General features: G+C 58.3%; 11 protein-coding genes. 8 read left to right on the forward strand and 3 right to left on the reverse strand.

What is annotated here, in order from left to right; all coding sequences use genetic code 11:
* The first annotated feature begins 222 nt into the window (after nt 1–222).
* Nucleotides 223–4,827 carry a glutamate synthase large subunit gene (gene gltB / locus PQG80_RS04540; RefSeq protein WP_271749979.1) on the forward strand — a complete coding sequence of 1,535 codons (4,605 nt, stop codon included), beginning with the start codon at nt 223–225 and terminating at the stop codon, nt 4,825–4,827.
* 697 nt (nt 4,828–5,524) lie between these two features.
* Here gltB and PQG80_RS04545 read toward each other — a convergent pair.
* The 3 genes from PQG80_RS04545 to PQG80_RS04555 all read right to left on the reverse strand — a co-directional run bounded on the left by PQG80_RS04545 (nt 5,525) and on the right by PQG80_RS04555 (nt 11,654).
* Nucleotides 5,525–5,896 carry a helix-turn-helix domain-containing protein gene (locus PQG80_RS04545; RefSeq protein ID WP_271749980.1) on the reverse strand — a complete coding sequence of 124 codons (372 nt, stop codon included), beginning with the start codon at nt 5,894–5,896 and terminating at the stop codon, nt 5,525–5,527.
* Nucleotides 5,897–6,090: 194 nt separating this feature from the next.
* Entirely contained in the window at nt 6,091–8,754 is a 2,664-nt protein-coding gene (locus PQG80_RS04550; RefSeq protein WP_271749981.1) for a glycosyl hydrolase family 28-related protein, read from the reverse strand.
* Between the two features lie 86 nt (nt 8,755–8,840).
* Nucleotides 8,841–11,654: a hypothetical protein gene (locus PQG80_RS04555; protein ID WP_271749982.1), complete on the reverse strand. Its 2,814-nt coding sequence runs from the start codon at nt 11,652–11,654 to the stop codon at nt 8,841–8,843.
* Between the two features lie 279 nt (nt 11,655–11,933).
* Here PQG80_RS04555 and PQG80_RS04560 point away from each other — a divergent pair, with 279 nt between their 5' ends.
* The 7 genes from PQG80_RS04560 (at nt 11,934) to PQG80_RS04590 (ending at nt 18,818) form a co-directional block, all read left to right on the forward strand.
* Nucleotides 11,934–13,922 (forward strand): asparagine synthase-related protein, encoded by a 1,989-nt coding sequence (locus PQG80_RS04560; RefSeq protein ID WP_271749983.1) that lies wholly within the window; start codon nt 11,934–11,936, stop codon nt 13,920–13,922.
* Entirely contained in the window at nt 13,882–14,004 is a 123-nt protein-coding gene (locus tag PQG80_RS04565; protein WP_110468933.1) for a paeninodin family lasso peptide, read from the forward strand. Before PQG80_RS04560 ends, PQG80_RS04565 begins: the two co-directional genes overlap by 41 nt.
* A gap of 78 nt (nt 14,005–14,082) precedes the next feature.
* On the forward strand, nt 14,083–15,033 hold the full coding sequence (locus tag PQG80_RS04570; protein ID WP_271749984.1) for a phosphoenolpyruvate carboxykinase (ATP): 951 nt from the start codon (nt 14,083–14,085) through the stop codon (nt 15,031–15,033).
* Complete coding sequence (locus PQG80_RS04575) at nt 15,030–15,350, forward strand: lasso peptide biosynthesis PqqD family chaperone (RefSeq protein WP_271749985.1); 321 nt, start codon at nt 15,030–15,032, stop codon at nt 15,348–15,350. The genes PQG80_RS04570 and PQG80_RS04575 overlap by 4 nt, the downstream gene beginning before the upstream one ends.
* The gene (locus tag PQG80_RS04580) at nt 15,337–15,780 is read left to right on the forward strand and encodes a lasso peptide biosynthesis B2 protein (protein ID WP_271749986.1); all 444 of its coding nucleotides are present in this window, start codon (nt 15,337–15,339) and stop codon (nt 15,778–15,780) included. Before PQG80_RS04575 ends, PQG80_RS04580 begins: the two co-directional genes overlap by 14 nt.
* A gap of 30 nt (nt 15,781–15,810) precedes the next feature.
* Nucleotides 15,811–17,022: a nucleotidyltransferase domain-containing protein gene (locus PQG80_RS04585; protein WP_271749987.1), complete on the forward strand. Its 1,212-nt coding sequence runs from the start codon at nt 15,811–15,813 to the stop codon at nt 17,020–17,022.
* Nucleotides 17,019–18,818, forward strand: coding sequence for an ABC transporter ATP-binding protein (locus PQG80_RS04590; protein WP_271749988.1), 1,800 nt, complete (start codon nt 17,019–17,021; stop codon nt 18,816–18,818). Before PQG80_RS04585 ends, PQG80_RS04590 begins: the two co-directional genes overlap by 4 nt.
* Nucleotides 18,819–19,021: the final 203 nt, after the last annotated feature.

Here is a 19,021-nt window from a genome sequence, read left to right on the forward strand (position 1 = left end):
TTACACGAATTTTCGAAGCAAATTCCGAACGATTTCCCGTTTCCTCGCCGTTTTCCTTCGACTATTCGGGCGTTAATGCGCTGCCAATAATATTGTAGCAGATCATATTATTCCGCGCCGCATCCCGCCTGCCGTTCGCCTAACTTTATTTGCAGCGGCCGGACGCCGTCGAACCGTTGGCTCTCGACACCCTATTTTTCCTATAGAAAGGTTGCCTTCATCATGACACAATTCGTGAACGGATTGCCCCCGAAGCAGGGGCTGTACGATCCGCAATATGAGCGGGATGCTTGCGGAATGGGATTCGTCGCCCATATCAAAGGCCGGAAGTCGCATGAGATCGTCGAGCAGGCCTTGAGTCTCCTTATTAACATGGAGCACCGCGGCGGTCAGGGAGCCGAGCCGAATTCCGGGGACGGAGCGGGCATTCTGCTGCAGATTCCGCATGATTTCTTCGCACGCGAGACAAGCGCGCTCGGATTCGGGCTGCCGGAGCCCGGCCAGTACGCCGTCGGCATGGTGTTCCTGACCCAGGACGCTTCCCGGCGCGCAGAGCATGAAGCGCTGTTCGAGGGCATCGCCGCGGAAGAGGGCCTCTCCGTAATCGGCTGGCGCACGGTTCCGACCGACGACAGCACGCTGGGCATCTCGGCCAAGCGCGTCAAGCCGTACGTGCGTCAGGTGTTCATCGCGCGTCCTGCGCCGCTCGCCGACGACCTGGCCTACGAGCGCAAGCTGTACGTGCTGCGCAAGCGCGCGGAGAAGGCCATCCGCTATTCCGGCATTCCGGACGGCGAGATTTTCTACGTGCCGAGCTTGTCTTCAAAGAAAATCATCTACAAGGGCATGCTCACGACGGAGCAGGTCGGCCATTTCTATACGGAGCTTCACGATCCGGCGCTCGTGTCGGCGATCGCGCTCGTCCACTCCCGTTTCTCGACCAACACGTTCCCGAGCTGGGAGCGCGCGCATCCGTTCCATTACCTGATCCACAACGGAGAGATCAACACGCTCCGCGGCAACGAGAACTGGATGCATGCCCGCCAGACGCTGTTCGAATCCGAGCTGTTCGGGGACGACCTCGAAAAGGTGAAGCCGGTCATCAACCACGACGGCTCCGACACCGGCAAGTTCGACAATACGTTCGAGTTCATGTACCTGGCTGGCCGTCCGCTCGCGCACTGCGCGATGATGATGGTGCCGGAGCCTTGGCAGAACGACGAGCAGATGGACGACGACAAGCGCGCCTTCTACGAATATCACAGCACTCTGATGGAGCCGTGGGACGGTCCTGCGGCGATGGGCTTCACGGACGGCGTGCAGATCGGCGCGGTCCTCGACCGCAACGGCCTGCGCCCGGCGCGCTACTGCGTGACCAGGGACGACGTCATCATCATGGCCTCCGAAGCCGGCGTCATCGAGATTCCGCAGGAGGAGATCGTGCTGAAGGACCGACTGCGTCCGGGTCGCATGCTGATGGTCGACACCAAGGAAGGCCGGATCATCGCCGACGAAGAGCTCAAGAAGGCGATCGTATCGGAGCACCCTTACCGCGAATGGCTGAACGAGCACCTGGTCGATCTCGCGGAGCTGCCGGAAGCGCTCGAGCTTCCTGAGCCGGACCATGACACGGTCCAGCAGCGCCAGCAGGCGTTCGGCTACTCGTTCGAGGACGTGCGCAAGATCATCGAGCCGATGGCGACAGCCGGCGTCGAGCCGCTCGCTTCGATGGGCTACGACGCGCCGCTCGCCGTGCTGTCCGACCGTCCGCAGCGGTTGTTCAACTACTTCAAGCAGCTGTTCGCGCAGGTGACCAACCCGCCGATCGACGCGATCCGCGAAGAGATCGTCACGTCCACCTACACGACGGTCGGACCTGAGCGCAATCTGCTCAAGCCGGAGCCGGAGAGCTGTCGCCATATCCGCCTTGTATCGCCGATCGTGTCCAACGAGGACTTCGCCAAGCTTCGCCATGTGCACCGCCCGGGCTTCAAGTCGATCACGCTGCCGATCTACTTCCAGGCGAGCGAGGGCGAGCAAGGGCTGAAGCAGGCGCTGGACGGACTGTGCGAAGCGGTCGACCGCGTGATGAAGCACGGTCACAATATTCTGATTCTGTCCGACCGCGGCATCGACGCCGACAATGCGGCCATCCCGTCGCTGCTCGCCGTATCGACGGTTCATCACCATCTGATCCGTCAGGGCACGCGGACCAAGGTCAGCATCCTGCTCGAGTCCGGCGAGCCGCGCGAGGTGCACCACTTCGCGCTGCTCATCGGCTACGGCGTCAGCGCGGTCAACCCGTATCTGGCGTTCGAGACGCTCGACGACCTGATCCGTCAGGGCATGATGCGCAACATTTCGCACGAGAAGGCGGTCAAGAACTACCTGAAGGCCGCGAACAAAGGCGTCGTGAAGGTGCTGTCCAAGATGGGCATCTCCACGATCCAGTCGTACCGCGGCGCGCAGATCTTCGAGGCGATCGGCCTGCGCGGCGATCTGATCGACAGCTACTTCACGTGGACGCCGTCCCGGATCGGCGGCGTCGGCCTCGAGACGATCGCGAGCGACACGCTGAAGGCCCATGCCCGCGCGTTCGCGACGCAGGAGGGCGCCGAGCGCGAGCTCGACTCCGGCGGCGACTACCAGTGGCGCAAGGACGGCGAGGATCACCTCTTCAATCCGAAGACGATCCATACGCTGCAAATGGCGACGCGGTCCAACGATTACAAGCTGTACAAGAAGTTCTCCGCGCTCGTGCAAGGCGAGTACGAGGAGATCCGCACGCTGCGCTCCCTGCTCGACTTCAAGCTGGATCAGCCTCCGGTTCCGATCGAAGAGGTCGAACCGGCCGAGTCGATCTTCAAGCGGTTCAAGTCCGGCGCCATGTCGTTCGGCTCGATCTCGAAGGAAGCGCATGAATCGCTCGCGATCGCGATGAACCGCATCGGAGGCAAGTCGAACTCCGGCGAAGGCGGCGAGGACCCGGCGCGCTTCATTCCGGACGCCAACGGCGACTCCCGCCGCAGCGCGATCAAGCAGGTCGCTTCGGGACGCTTCGGCGTCACGAGCTACTATCTGTCCAACGCCGACGAGATCCAGATCAAGATGGCGCAGGGCGCCAAGCCTGGCGAAGGCGGACAGCTGATGGGCCGCAAGGTGTATCCATGGGTCGCCGAGGTTCGCGGCACGACGCCTGGCGTCGGTCTGATCTCGCCGCCGCCGCACCATGACATCTACTCGATCGAGGATCTGGCGGAGCTGATCCACGATCTGAAGAACGCCAACCCGAAGGCGCGCATCAACGTCAAGCTCGTCTCCGAGGTCGGCGTCGGCACGATCGCTGCCGGCGTGGCCAAGGGCCGCGCGGACGTCATCCTCGTCAGCGGCTATGACGGCGGCACGGGCGCATCGCCGATCGGCTCGATCCGCCATGCGGGCCTGCCGTGGGAGCTCGGCCTGGCCGAGACCCACCAGACGCTGATCCTGAACAATCTGCGCGACCGCGTCGTCGTGGAGACGGACGGCAAGATGATGACCGGCCGCGACATCGCGATCGCGGCGCTGCTCGGCGCCGAAGAATACGGCTTCTCGACCGCGCCGCTGGTCGTTCTGGGCTGCATCATGATGCGCGTGTGCCAGCTGGACACCTGCCCGGTCGGCGTCGCGACGCAGAACCCCGAGCTTCGCAAGAAGTTCATGGGCGACCCGGAATACGTCGTCAACTACATGCGCTTCCTTGCCGAGGAGCTTCGCGAGATCATGGCGCAGCTGGGCTTCCGCACCATCGAGGAGATGGTCGGCCGCACGGATCGTCTGGACACGAAGAAGGCGGTCTCGCACTTCAAGGCGAACGGCGTGGATCTGACCGACCTGCTGTACATGCCGGAGCTGCCGGAGGGTTCGTTCCGCTTCAACCGCAAGTCGCAGAACCACGGTCTCGAGGAGTCGCTCGACATGCAGCACCTGCTGCAGGCGGCGATGCCGGCCATCGAGAACGGCGAGCGCGTGCGCGGCACGTTCCCGATCAAGAACACGAACCGCGTCGTAGGCACGATCGTCGGTCACGAGGTGACGAGCCGCCACGGCAAGGCCGGGCTGCCCGAAGATACGATCGCGTTCCACTTCGTGGGCACGGCCGGACAGAGCTTCGGCGCGTTCATTCCGAAGGGCATGACGCTGACGCTCGAAGGCGACGCCAACGACTACATCGGCAAGGGGCTCTCCGGCGGCAAGCTCGCCGTCTTCCCTTCGCAGGCGGCGACCTTCAAGGCTGAGGACAATATCATCGCCGGCAACACGGCGCTGTATGGCGCGACGGGCGGCGAAGCGTATATCCGCGGCGTCGCGGGCGAGCGGTTCGCGGTCCGCAACAGCGGCGCGAACGTCGTCGTCGAGGGCGTAGGCGATCACGGCTGCGAATACATGACGGGCGGACGCGTCGTCATCCTCGGCCGTACGGGACGCAACTTCGCGGCCGGCATGTCCGGCGGCATCGCGTATGTCGTCGACTGGAACGGCGACTTCGTCAAGCGGTGCAACTTCGAGATGGTCAGCCTGGAGTCGCTCGAGGACGAGCGCGAGATCGCCGAGGTGCGCGGCCTCGTCGAGAACCATGTCCGCTACACGGACAGCGAGCTCGGCGAGCGCGTGCTCGGCGATTGGGAGGCCGTGCTGCCGAAGATCGTGAAGGTCATCCCCAAGGACTACAAGCGGATGATGGAGCAGATCGAAAAGGTAAAGGCGCAAGGTCTGAGCGGCGAGCAAGCGCTGCTGGCGGCGTTCGAAGCCAATATGCGCGATCTGTCGCGTGTCGGCGGCAATTGACGATTTTCGCGTTATGACGACATCCGCTTACAGCGTCTGTCATGCGGAAATAGCGGGAAAATAGGGATTAAACAGATATTTAAGACCTTAAGATACGGAACAAAGCGATGAAAAACCGCTTTTTCCGTATCTTTTTGTATACTTAAAAGGCGTAACGCGAGCGCGTTCGAGCATGCCCGCCGATTTGGCCGAGGCAGGAAGGCCTAAGCCCTCAACCCCGCGCGACACGCGGGTTCGGCGACTTTTTGCTTAGATGTGAGGGAACCTTCCCCATCGTTCAGACCCTGCGCCGCCGACATTTTAATGTGAGACTCCGGTAGGATATGGCGGGATTTCCGGCAACCGATCGAACCGTGCGATAAAAAAAATTCGCGGACATACATCACTCGACACCCTCCGCATTCCTTGTCCTTTATAATAATGATTAGTTGAATTAGGTTTTATTTTCCAGAGAGAGGATTTTGGTGCGGAGATGGAGAGGAAGAGGGATCCACGCTTAGATTCGTCCGGGGAGATTCAACCCGTCGAGATTAGCATTCATACCATTCTTACCCAGCTTGGCATCGATGTCGGCAAATGGGAAGCCTTCGAACAGGAAGAAAAACGGAAACAAGGGAAAACCTTATAAAGGAAAAATCCCCCGTGCCGCCGAAGCGGCGCGGGGGATTTTTCGTGAGGCTTCGCGAAAAAGCGGCGTTCAGCCCAGGGACCTCTCGGCCCTGATAAAAGCGATGAAACGCTTGGCTTCTTCCTTGGACAGCCGCCGGCCATCGATCGTGAGCGCGAAGCTCTCGAGCAGCTGGTCTGCATCGGAGAGCTCCAGTTGATCGGTGAACTGGCGCACCTCGGCATCTAACGTCATCTGAGGCTGGTGTGTTCTTCCCACAAGATAGTCGATCGATACGTTAAATAGATCGGCTAACTTGGTCAGCATTTCCGTGTCCGGTTCGCGTCTGTTTTTCTCGTAGTGTGAAAGTGCCGCCCTGGTAATGCCGAGGGAAGAGGATAATTCTTCTTGAGTCCAGCCGGATTGATCACGAAGATAGGCGATGCGGCTGCCAATATTCATACGAATTCCCTCCTTTTCTCCCGTAACTTTATCATAATCGTTTGGCGATACATTTGCATTAATTGATACGAAACGTCACATTTTATCTGTAATCGCTTTTTTATACCAGTATACGTTTTGTAACCTAACGATATACATCGTCCGCAGTTAGGCCCTTACCTCAGAGAAGGCAAGGGCCTGGCCGAGCGCGCGATTCAGCTTACCGGAGCGATGCCGAGCTGGCCTTGATCGTTGATCGTAAGGCGGAACCGTTTGCCGCCCGGGGAGGTCAGGATCACGCCGTCTCCAGGCCGCACCAACTCAAGATCGTCGTCGGCCGCGAGGTGGTAACGGGGCGAATAGGCGGCCAGCGGCCCTTCCGAGAGCATGAGACCGGCGAGATAGGTCGGGCGGTCGCGCGGGAGCTCGATCGAGATCAGCGTGAAGCGAACGTTCTGGTCCGTAGGCGTATCGTCGACGCCCGTAATCTTCAGCCACGAACCGCGCGGGTAGGCGGTTTGATTGTAAAAAGCCCGACTATCCGCAGCGGTATCGCCGGTTGCGTTCAATCGGACGTTAATTCCGCCTTGGGAGGTTGAATAAGCCCATAGGCTTAAAGATAAAGGCACTCCTGCCGACGAATACGGCGTAGGCGAAAGGTTGATCTGGAGCTGGCATAGCGACGCGTTGGCGACCGGAGTAAACTGCAGTAGGCTTGGCGATGCGCCTAATTCCTCCCGGATGGCGCCCGTTAACGGTATCGGTAAACTGCCGGGGACCGATAACGACCCGCCGGCGGCTTTGTAAGACGACGGCGACTCGGGGTTTTGCAGCAGATTGCCTCGAACCACCTGATTATAGGCGCGGAGCGTACGATCGCGAAGCAGCGTAAGAGGACTAAGCGAACGTTCCGCATAAGGTTCTTTGGATAGGATCGTAGCGTAATCTAGAGAGAGGCCCTCGAGGTCGGAGGTGGTCGCAAGTCTTTCGATTCGAACGGCTCCTAGCGCCCCGGGCGCCGACGAAGCTACGAGATTACCGGTTATCGAACCGCGCGGTACGTCGCTGTCGTTGAGCGTACCGAACCACGCCGCATATTTTTGCCGCTGCGCAGCGGGCAGCAAGCTGTCCGGCAGCGCGAATTGCCATCCTTGACGCGGGGTGGAGTACTGGTTAATGCTCCAGCTTAATCCGAATCCGCCCGTCACCAAGATTTTCGAAGCGGATTTAGGAAGCAGCTTGATCGCCGCCTCTCCGATCTGTTCATGCTGGACCGTATTAAAAATGCATCCCAGCCCTAAAACCGACGTGGCGGAGGCGTACAGATCGGCGTCATCGATCGCTTGGTAAATCGAATACGGTGCAAAACCCATATGAACGCGATTCAGCTGGGCGCCAAAGCCCCCGCTATGATTGGAAACGGATTGAACGCCAAACAGCAGTCCGCAAAATACGCCCGTCATATTGCAGCCTTCAAAGTAATAATCTCCCGTGTTGCGTCTGCAGTACACGCCGATTAATCCGGTAAGCATGCAATCGTAGAAATAAACATGTCCGACATCGTTGTCCAGCAGGATGCCTACTTTAAGAGAACCCGTGCGTACGTCTTGAAATGAAGGTCTGGCGGATCCGACGATACGTATGCCGCTGCTTCCCGTAACGAACATATCGTAGTATTGTCCGGCAAACAAGGAAGGGTCCGCCCATGTAGGCGCATTCAGAGAATACGCTTCCCTGCCGCTGCCGACGCCGACGCCGGATACGAGCGTATTGGCGCTGGAGATCTCCAGACAAGGCTTCAAGTCATACGGCGCATAGGGCTTAAATAACAGGTTGACCGTCCCTTCGCCCGCAATGGCCGCAGCTTGGCAATAGAGCGTATCCCAGACCGGATAGTTTCCCTGAGGAAACGTAACTTTTCCCGTAGCTCCAGCCACGGCTAATGCACGCTTGACGGGCAAGGTATCGTCGTGTTCGATAAACTTATTCACTGCTGTCGGAGACGGGGAGGACAACGTGAGATCCGTGGTGCCGCCTCCGCCGATAATGCGAGCTACAAATGAACCGAATGCCGGCAACTGCGCGGGTATGGGAGGCGCATCGCTGCGAATGGCCGCGCCGCTATCCGTCCAAGTCGGATTCAGGACGCGCGCGAGCAGCTTGGCTGTACCGGCGGTTCTGCCATATACGGCATAAGCTGCGGCGTTCGATGCAGGAGACCAGCTCAATACGACGGCATTAAGCGGGGTCATCGCGGCAGGCGCGTTTTTGACGACAACGGTCGATGCCGAGGATACGCCGCCCGTATCGTCCAACGCAACGACGCTGTAGGTATAGCTCGATTTTCCTGCAGGCCCTTTTATGGCAGCCTGTAGCTTGGAAGGCGCTTCAGCGCGGCAGGGCTGGGCGTCCGGAATGGACACATATTGGCCATTTCGAAAATCCAGTTTGCTTTGCAGCTTCAACTGATCGGAGTTTTTGCCGATCGAGCCCTTCACGCTTTGCCTGCTGCCCGAAGCGCCGAACCATTGCGGATACACGGCCGACACGCCCAACGGTCCGGTTATTTGCCCCTCTCCGCCGAATATCGGATAGAGTCCCGCCGATATCTCGCTTAGAATGGATACCGTCACGCCGCTATCGGGCGCTAACGTAGCTTGATCCTCGATCAATAGAGATAGGCTTGGCGGGAATTCGATGCCGGATCCTAAGCGATAGCGTCCCGGAGAAAAAACAATTCCAGCCGATCTTGGCAAGTTCCCGACGTTGGATCCGAGCGCTGCGGCTATCGCCTTGGCGATCGCGGGCGCATCGTCATTCACGCCGTTCCCCAGCGCCCCGTGGTCCTGGACATTTACATATCCGACCATAGATCTCATCACATCTCCCGCCTATCCAGAAGTGGCCGAAATTGCCGGCTACTCTACGGTATTCGGGATGGGGGAGCAGGTCCACGGCGCATGTACTAGCCGGAAGGCCATAGCACGCCCTTAGGGTCATAATCCCATTGAGGGAAGCGGGTCTCCACGGATTCTTCGTCGGACTTAAAAGCGATCCTCACGCCGTCCCCAACCTTGAATCCGGGCAGCGCCACGCTGACGGGGGCGCCTGCGTCCACGGTCAACTCCATCGTGTCCGTGCCTGAACCGATGCTGGAGACAGGCGCCTTGGACTGACTGGCGCTCGCCCAGTAAACGGTATAATCCAAAGACTTATCCTGGATATTTTCAATCGTAAAAGTAATCTCGTAGGCTTGGCCTGCCGCAAGGCGGATCGATCCGTTCTTAACGTTATCCTTCCCGCAGCCGTTTAACACGTATTTGCCGTCGATCATGAGCGAGAATTTACAAGAATTCGTGTCCGCGATAAAGGCGTAATCCTCCGTAAAGCGAGGTTCGATTTTACCTTTGAACACCCATATGCCTTTCGTTAACGGGGCCTTCTGGCTGGAGATCATGGACACGGTCGTGCTGGAAACGGGGGATGGCGCAGACATGCTCTCATACTTGCTTAACGTAAACATGCCGCCGGTTCTGATCGGATAAGGTCCCCAAGTAATTTTGGCGGTACCCGCGCGGTTCACCCGGAATGAAAGACCGGTTTCTTGCGCTTCTCTCGCGAGCTTGACCTGATCGATCAAGGGTCCGACGCTCGTTTTGTTTTCTTCCACGATTAAAAATCTCGGATAATCGACGCTTTCTACCTCGACGGTCATCGTACGTGACGTTCCTTCTACAATACGCGCGGGAATACGCTGATCCGTCATCGGATCGTACGCATATACCGCCGCGCCTTCGCCATCGATGTTGGATAAAGAAATTTTATACTTTTGAGCGGGCATGGCATACTTGCTAGGGTCGAGCGCAGACTTGCCGGACTGCCACTCCCGCGTCAGGTCGCGCGTGACGACGTAAAAACCGATTGCGAATTTGTTGGCGTCGAGCTGGTACGGCAAGACGGCGAAATCATCGGCATGATAAGTATCCGGATGGTCGGCCGTACCGTTGCCTGGAATCGCGATCCGCGGCTTCTCCTCGACCAGCCCCGTGACTTGCAGAGGTCTTGGATTTTCAATCTTCCGGCCCTGCTGCATGATCTTGGAGACGCGCGAGATGGCAGCAATCTGAGGGCCGGCCAACATGCGGGCTCTGTCCGTCAGCTTAAAGCCGTTCTTGCCGAGCTCCTCGAAAAACGCGTCATTGATCAAACCGTAATTTGAATCCCCGCCTTTGGCGGAATAAAGCTCGACGGTTTGCACGCCCTTATGGCTGTAGAACGTGAATATTCGAAGCGAGGCCTTGGCGCCGATCTGCTGCAGGAGAGAGCGGAGCCGCATGTCGGTTTTGCTGACTCCGGTTTGCAAGGCCAGCTTGTCGGCGAACGGACTCCGCCACCAATTCGTTTCCGTCATCCACACCTCGGCGGTCTCCCCGTTTCCCGGATTCGCGTAGCGGCCATGATTGACGAACGGACCGGGATAAGGTTGAAGATCCCGCACGACATATTCGGTATGATAGGCATAAAACCAATATTCCGGCATTGCGTACGTGTGCGTAGGCAAATAATCGGATGCCCCGACGTTAATTTTTCCGGTCGCCGAAACGTACTTCCTCTTGTCGGTCTGCGGGGTATGGGCGAACGTCGATTGCCCGCTGTAGCCCGTATAATAGTGCCTGCTGAATCCGGCTTGCCCGTCGAAAATTTCGGTACCGTTTTCCCAGGGACGTTGGTTGGAGAAGCCGCTTATGACCCGGACGCCCGACAACTTTTTTTGCGCTGCGAATGCGACCGTGATCGGGAGCAATACTTCGCCTCCGGTCGCTTTGCGGTCTCCGATCGCATAGACGGGATACTGGGTGAATTGGAGCTTTGGGTTATAATAGTTCCCAATATCCAGGAATTGGCTGCCAAACGTCATTTCATTCCAAACCTCGAGATCGAAGCCCTTATCCATAGCGTTATTTTCCGTCCCCAGCGCGCGCATGACGGCTTTGGTTACGGTGCTCAAGTATGTGCCCCAGCCTGCCAAGGTCTGCTGCGCGGCGGGATTCTCTTTTCCGTTCGAGAATTGCGTCCCCGACAAAGGGCGGTATTTAAGGCGCGTCAGCTGCAAATCGCCGGCTTTCAGCGCATTTGTAAGCGGAGCCGAGAGCGTCAGCTTGCCGGTCTTGGCGTCGACCGCGGTCACGACCGGATACATCGTCTGGTAGGCCTGTCCGCTTAGGCCGGTATAATGCGGGACGATGCCCGCCACATTGTCTACGTAAATTTCCTTGCTTCCTTTGGAAGCGTTTTTCTTTAACCGAAGCTTGAGCTTCTTGCTGGGGACGGGATTGCCGGCATTCGCGTTAAGCAGAATGATCGGCCGGATGCGATGGTTTTTAAGCGCGGAAAGGATGGTTCTTAATCGGCTGCCCTGAGGTTCATTGAACAAGGTCTCGTTATCGAACGAAATATTGCCCCATCCGATCTCGATCCGGGCCGAGCGTATGCCGGATTCCGCCAGCAGCTGGGCGGTCGCATCCGCTTCCTCCGGACTGACGCCGTTCAGCACGACGCCGAGCGTATCGAGAAAGCGGCTGCCGTCCCATGTATCCATGTAAGAACGCCATGGCGCGAGATCGATCGAGGAGACGCCGAACGGAACCTCTTGTTGCCTCCAGTCCGCATAAGGTCTGTCCAGCGCCCTCTCATTCTCATTGATGGCCGCTGATGTATGAGGCTCCCTTTTGCTTAAAAGTTCGTAGCCAATGCCCCCGATCAGCAGCACGCCTCCCAATATTAGCGCTCCCATCGATAGCGAACGTAACTTTCCAAACCTCTTAAATAAGATGACAAGCAATTTAATCAGCACCTGCCTTACGAATTGTTTAGATGTGTTGATACATAATGTATCATATGAAGGCAAAAAAATCGAGATCGCATTGCAGTTGCCTTTTTAAAAAAAGTGGTTGACACTTCTCGACCCGTAAGTTAAATTAAAACCACAAACGATACAGATAGTATCAAATTATGAATGACTCGATACATAAGGGATCATCCGGGGGGGAGGAACGACATGAGCGCGATCGCGGGGATCTTCAATTACGGCAACGGTAGTAGCGGATATGGCTTGTATGAAGAAGGGTTGTCGCTTATGTCGTCGCTCTCCAGATACCCCGCGGACGACGTTCGTCTATGGAGCAGCAAGCGGTTATTTATGGGATGTCATGCGCAATGGATAACGCCGGAATCCGTTCTCGAGATCCTGCCCTACTACGATGACGAAAGAAAGCTTGCGCTTACGGCGGACGCAATCCTCGACAATCGCGACGAACTGGCCGGCAAGCTCGGAATCAGGCAGTCCGAGCGCGCAGAAATCACGGATGCCCGGTTGTTGCTGCTGGCATACGCCAAATGGGGAGAAGAGATGCCGCTGCACCTGGTCGGGGATTTTGCCTTCGCGATCTGGGACGAAGCCGAAGACAAACTGTTCGGCGCCCGGGATTTCTCCGGAAACCGGACGATGTATTATAACGACGACGGTTCGCGGTTTGCATTCTGCACGACGATCATGCCGCTGCTGCGGCTCCCAGGTTCGAATCCTTCTCTTAACGAGGTATGGATCGCGGAGTATCTGGCTAGCCCGAGCAGACTGGAGACGATCGACGCTTCCTCCACCGTATATCGGCATATTAAGCAGATCCCCCCGTCTCACGCGTTCACGGTCCGGGGCGGCGCCGTCAGACTGCGAAGGTACGACGCGCTCGGACAGACGAGTCCGCTGAAGCTATCCTCCGATGCCGAGTACCATGAGGCTTTCCTGAGCGTCTTCGGTCAAGCTGTGTCGGGCAGACTGCGTACGTTCAGAGAGGTCGGATCCTTCCTGAGCGGAGGTCTCGATTCCGGGACGGTGGCGAGCTTGGCGGCAAGAGAACTTGGACTTCGCGGCAAAACGCTGCATACGTACAGCGCGATACCGCTCGAGTCCGGCGCGGATTGGACGTCCAAAAGCCGCATCGCCGACGAGCGGCCCATGATTGCCGCTACGGTGGCCCATGTAGGAAACATTCGCGAGCAATACTTGAGATTCGAGCAACGGAGCCCGCTTACGGAGATGGACGGCTGGCTCGACACGATGGAGATGCCGTACAAGTTCATAGAAAACTCTTATTGGTTCGGCAGCATCTTCGAGCAAGCGGCCAAGGACGGCGTCGGCGTCTTGCTTAACGGCGCGCGCGGCAACTTCACGGTATCGTTCGGTCCGGCGCTGGAGTATTACGCCGCGCTGCTTAAGCGGTTGAAGCTGGTACGTTTTTATAGAGAAATCTATCAATACAGCCGGTTTAAAGGAATTGGGCGAAGAAGAGTGCTGGCCTATGTCAAGGACCGATTGTTTCCGCCGAAAATCCCCGATGGCGCAAGAAGCGGGCTGACCCGTCTCATCGCGCCGGGATTCGCTTCGAGCACGGGCATCTTCGAGAGATTGGAGGAAGCGGGCATCGATCTGTCCGGCAGGCGGCTGCCCGATATGATCTCCGCTCGCCGCGATCAGTTCGATCAGGTGCACCATTGGACGAACAGCGGCACGAGCGGGACCAAGCTGTCGCTCCGCCACGGCATCTGGTATCGCGATCCGACCAACGATCTGCGAGTCGTGCGCTTCTGTCTGTCGGTGCCGATGAGCCAATACGTCGGGAACGGCATGGACCGCGCGCTAATTCGAAGGGCGACGGCGGGGTTGCTGCCCGACGAGGTGAGGCTCAACGGACGGACGAGGGGGATTCAGGGCGCGGACGGCATCGCGCGGCTGGCGCCGTCATGGCCGGCTTTTCTCAGAGAGATCGAGCAGATGTGCCGGGACGAGGCGATGGCCGAGTGGATCCATGTGCCGGTCGTCCGGGCGGCGGCTTCGAAGTACAAGGAGATACCCGGCCCCGCAGCCATCTACGAAACGGACATGACGCTGCTCATGCGCAGCCTCGTGCTATACAGGTTCTTAAGCCGCTTGAAAGGAGGTGATTTCAATGAACAAAGAATGGACGAAGCCTTCGCTGGAAGTGCTTGAGGTAAAGCTGACCTTCGCAGGTCCGGGCGTCACGATTCCCGACTCGCTCGATCCGGACGAGGCTACGCAGCACCACAGCTAATGAAGCCTCCGCAAAGGCCCTTATACGAGAAACGTATGAGGGCCTTTGCAATGACATTTCCTCGTGGAGTGAAGCGCAATGACGATAAGTACGTTGAAAAAACAGGGCTATAAGGCGTTCGGCTGCCTGGTGCGCAGCGACATCGCCTTCCCCGAGCTGCCTGTCTGGGAGCACGCGGGGGATACGGTCCAAGGAAATGCGATCGAGGTCGAACTGGCCGATTTGTCCGAGGAATGGTCCGCGTTGTCCGAGCCGGGCCGCAGCTCATACGCAATACCTGGCCGAGTGATGTTTCGCGTGCCGGGAGCCGCGATCTACGATATTCGCGGCGGAAATCGAATTAAGGTATGTCCCGACGAAGACGCGGATCCGGACGAGCTGCGGCTATTCATTCTCGGGTCTTGCATGGGAGCCGCTCTCATGCAGCGCGGCATACTGCCGCTTCACGGCAGCGCGGTCGCCATCGACGGACAGGCTTACGGTATTGTCGGCGATTCGGGAGCGGGGAAGTCGACGCTGGCAGCCGCATTCCTTCAAGCCGGTTTTCCCCTTGTCAGCGATGACGTGATCGCCCTCGATTTTTCCGGAGGCCACCGCAGGCCGCTCGTTATCCCTTCGTACCCGCAACAAAAACTATGGCAGCAAAGCCTCGACGGCTTCGGAATCTCCAATGAGTCGCTTCGGCCCCTATTCAAGCGCGAGACGAAGTTCGCCGTGCCCCTATCGGTCGGTTACCATGCCCAGCCTATACCGCTTGCCGGTCTGTTCGAACTGTCGAAGTCCGAGATAACCGAACCGCTGCTGACGCCCGTCCCCAAGCTGGAACGGCTGTCGCTGCTGCGCCATCATACGTACCGCCAGTTTTGGCTGGACCGTTTGGGAATGACGGATTGGCATTTTCGCGCGACCGCCGCGCTTGCGACAAACATAGACGTGTACCGGCTGGTACGTCCCCTCAGCGGCTTTACGGCTCCCGAACTCGTAAAGCGCATGCTGCACACTTTATCCAAGGAAGGTTGGTCCCCATGACGGCAGGAACGACGACGATTCCGCTGCAGAGCATGATCCGCCAGGTGCCCGGCAATATCGTTAGCGATATGGACGGCGAGAAGGTGATGCTGAACGTCGAGCATGGAAAGTACTTCAATCTGGGCGCGACCGGCGGGCGGATCTGGGATCTCATCGGCGACGAGACGACGCTTGAAGCGTTGGTCGGTCGGCTCACGGAAGAATACGCCATCGAACGGTCGATGTGCGAGGAGCATGTCCATGCCTTTTTACAGCAGCTCTTGCAGCAGAAGTTAATTACGGTAGCGGCCGCAGGAACGCCGAGTGAACGCGCTTAGCCGGGCAGCCCGGATCGCCGCCGCGGACGGCACGGAGCGCAGATTGGCCCTGGAGGCTTTATTTTATCTCATGTGGGCGCGAGTGCTTATTCTTCTTCCATACGCGAGGTATTCGCGTTATCTCGGCCGGCCCATGACAGAATCCTCCTTGCAGGAAGGAGGCGTGTGCGAAGCGCTCGCCGACCGCGTATCGTTGGCCGTAAGAAGGGCAGCCAAGCTGTCTCCGCTCGACACCCGATGCCTGGTGCGGGCGATGGCCGCGATGAGGATGCTGCGTCGCAGAGGCGTGGAGAGCACGTTGTACTTGGGTACGGCGAAGGACAAGGACGGCCGGATGATCGCGCATGCTTGGCTTCGGTGCGGCAGCCGGTACGTGACGGGCGCGGAGGAAATGAGGGGTTTTACGGTCGTCGGCAGGTTCGCGCGATAGATCCATTCCAGTAGAACAAGAGGGATTGCAATGACTGCTTCGATACGTGCTATGCATGCTGAGCTCGTTCGCGATGAACTGGCGCTGCTGCTCGATCTGGTTCGCCTTGACGAGAGAGAGCGAGAAGCCCCCGCATCCACGGGAGATCGAACCGCGGATTGGTCGAAATTTCTTGCGTTGGCCAAACATCATCGGGTGTATCCGGCTTTATCGGCCACCCTAAGCAAGGTAGAGGCTCCGTGGCTGCCCGATCGCGTAAAAGAAGACTTGAATAAAGAGCGCCGCCACAACAGGCTGAAAATGCTCTCGCTGGCCGCGGAGATGAGCAGGACAACGGCGCATCTGGCTTCCGCCGGCATACGTTCGTTGATCTTGAAAGGCCCGCTGCTGGCGCAGGATCTATATGGCGACCTCTCGATGCGGACGTCCAAGGACCTGGATATCCTCATACCGGCAAACGAGCTGGACCGGGTGAGGTCCCTGCTGGCGGAACTGGGATACGTCTGCGAGAAACAAAAGCTGCCGAACGTCTTGAACGGTTGGAAATGGAGGCACCACCACGTTTCTTTTTTCCATCCGTCGCATTCGCTTCAACTCGAGATCCATTGGCGGCTGGCCCCGGGCCCCGGCCGCGAGCCCGGTTTCGACGAGCTGTGGTCGCGCAGACGCGAGCACTCGTTCGGAAGCGGCAATGCCGCTTATCTCGGCCAGGAGGATCAATTCTTATATTTGATTCACCACGGCGCCAGGCACGGATGGTTTCGGCTGCGCTGGCTATGCGATATCGACGTGCTGGCGCGGCGCGACCTGGATTGGGCCGCATGCGTCAGACGGGCTGAGCGATACCGCACCGACCACTTGGTCGGGCAAGCGCTGCTCCTCGCCTCCGCGCTGCTGGGCACGCCCGTACCGGGCGGACTTGCCGGTCTGACCCGGAGGAAGCGCGCCTCCGCGCACATTCCGGCCGTCCTCTCCTTTATCCGCGACTCGCTGGAAAACGCGCCGCCGGATCGCGCCCGGGCTTACGAACGTTACCTGATCGCCATCAAGCCGTTCAGCCAACGGATTTTGTATTTTCTCAGCCTGCTGTACCCTTATCCGATGGACGCCAAAACCCTTCCTCTGCCTAAGTCCGTTCATTTTTTGTACTTTCCGCTGCGACCCGTATTGTGGGCGTGGAGGAAGCTATCCGGAAATGGCAGGCCTTCTCTCGCCAAAGGCGGTGAATCCAAACTCTTATGAGATCCGTTTCGTTTTTTCTGAAGCAGCTGCGCACGGTCGCGGGCAGGACGCTCTACTGGAACGTGCTGGGCATGATCATGGTCAGCTTGCTCGAGGGGATCGGCATTATTTTGTTGATTCCGATGCTGGGCATGGGCGGCATCGCCGGTATCGACGCGGCCTCTACGCCGTTGTCCGAATGGCTTGCCCCGCTGGGCCATCTTCCTGCGGCATGGCGTCTTCCGACCGTGCTTGGACTGTTCGTCGCGATCGTACTCGCGCAAACGCTGCTCAAGCAGAGGGTCTCCCTGCAAAATGCCAGGATGAACCATAAGTTTGAATTTCGTCTCCGGAGCGATACTTATCGCGGCATTTTGCAGGCTAAATGGGAGTACTTTATCCGCACGCGCAAGTCGGACCTGATCAATGCGCTGACCGGGGAATTGGCGCGCGTGAACGGAGGCATCGCGCTGTCCCTGCAGCTGCTGGCTTCCGTCATATTTACGGTCATCCAGGTTTGCCTCGCGCTGTGGCTTTCGCCGCTTATCACCCTTCTGGTTTTGCTGTGCGGCGCCGCCTTGGCGTTTTTCATGAGGCGTTCGCTTCGCAAAGCCAAAAGCCTGGGCAGCCGTTCAACCGACTTGGCCAGACAATACCTGGCCGGGATCTCCGATCAGCTGAACGGGATTCGGGAGATCAAGACCAATGCGCTCGAGCGTTCGCGACTATCGTGGCTTGAATCGATCAGCGCAAAAATTCATGAAGAACAGTATGCGTTCCTGAAGCTTCGGAACAAATCCCAGTCCGCATACCAGGCGGCTTCCGCCGTCCTGATCGCCCTCTTTTTGTTCGTTTTCGTGCATCTGCTGGATACGAGCCTGGAGCAGCTCATCCTGGTCGTGCTTATTTTCTCTCGCTTATGGCCGCGGTTTACGGGCATTCAGTCCAATTTGGAGCAGATCTCGTCTTACTTGCCGTCCTTTCGGTCGATTCTGACCATTCAATCCGACTGCCGAGCGGCGGCGGAAGCCATATTCGACAAAGAAGAGCGAAACGCCGGCCTGGTTGTGCGTCAATCGTTGGACTGCCGCGGCGTATATTACCGTTACGATGCCGGAGGGCCGAACTATGCGCTCCGGAACGTCAACTTGTCGATTCCCGCTTGCGGCATGACAGCCGTCGTCGGACGCTCCGGCGCAGGCAAGAGCACGCTGATCGATCTCGTCATGGGGTTGTCCGTGCCCGAACGGGGGCAAATCCTGATCGATGGCGTCCCGTTGTCCGGCGAGCGCTTGCATGCGTTAAGGCAATCGATCGGATACGTGCCGCAGGATCCTTTCTTATTCAACGATACGATTCGTAATAACCTGACGATGGTCAAGCCGTCGGCGAGCGAGGAGGAGCTGTGGGAGTGCTTGGCGTTCTCCGCTTCCGCCGACTTCGTCCGAAGATTGCCGCAGGGCCTGGATACGTATATCGGAGACCGCGGCGTCCGGTTGTCAGGCGGCGAGCGTCAGCGTCTCGTCCTGGCGAGGGCGATCCTCAGGAAGCCTGCCATTCTTATTCTGGACGAAGCGACCAGCGCGTTGGACTCGGAGAACGAGTCGAAAATTCAGGAGGCGCTCGAAAAGCTGCGCGGACGCATGACGCTGGTCGTCATCGCGCATCGGCTGTCTACGATCAGAGGCGCGGATCAGGTGGTCGTCCTCGATCAGGGCACGGTCGTGCAGTGCGGTTCGTTCGCCGAGCTGGCGGCCGAGAAAAGAGGGTTGTTCGGCAGCCTGCTGGATAATCAGACGTTGGCCGCCTCCGGCTGATGGCGGGTCGCATGCAGCCTATAGGCATACAAAAATGAAGCGGTCTCCGCTTCATTTTTTTTGTCCTTGCCGAACCTCGCGTTTTCGACAAATGCTTGCGAAACGGAGCCCCCGTAATTGGAAGCGCTTAAGCATTATGTACAGTCATATCGCAGTTTTATGGCTATGACCGGCGCTATGCCGATGCCGACAAAACTCCAAAA

It is taken from the genome of Cohnella rhizoplanae, assembly GCF_948329515.1.
GTDB classification, from domain to species: Bacteria; Bacillota; Bacilli; order Paenibacillales; family Paenibacillaceae; genus Cohnella; species Cohnella rhizoplanae.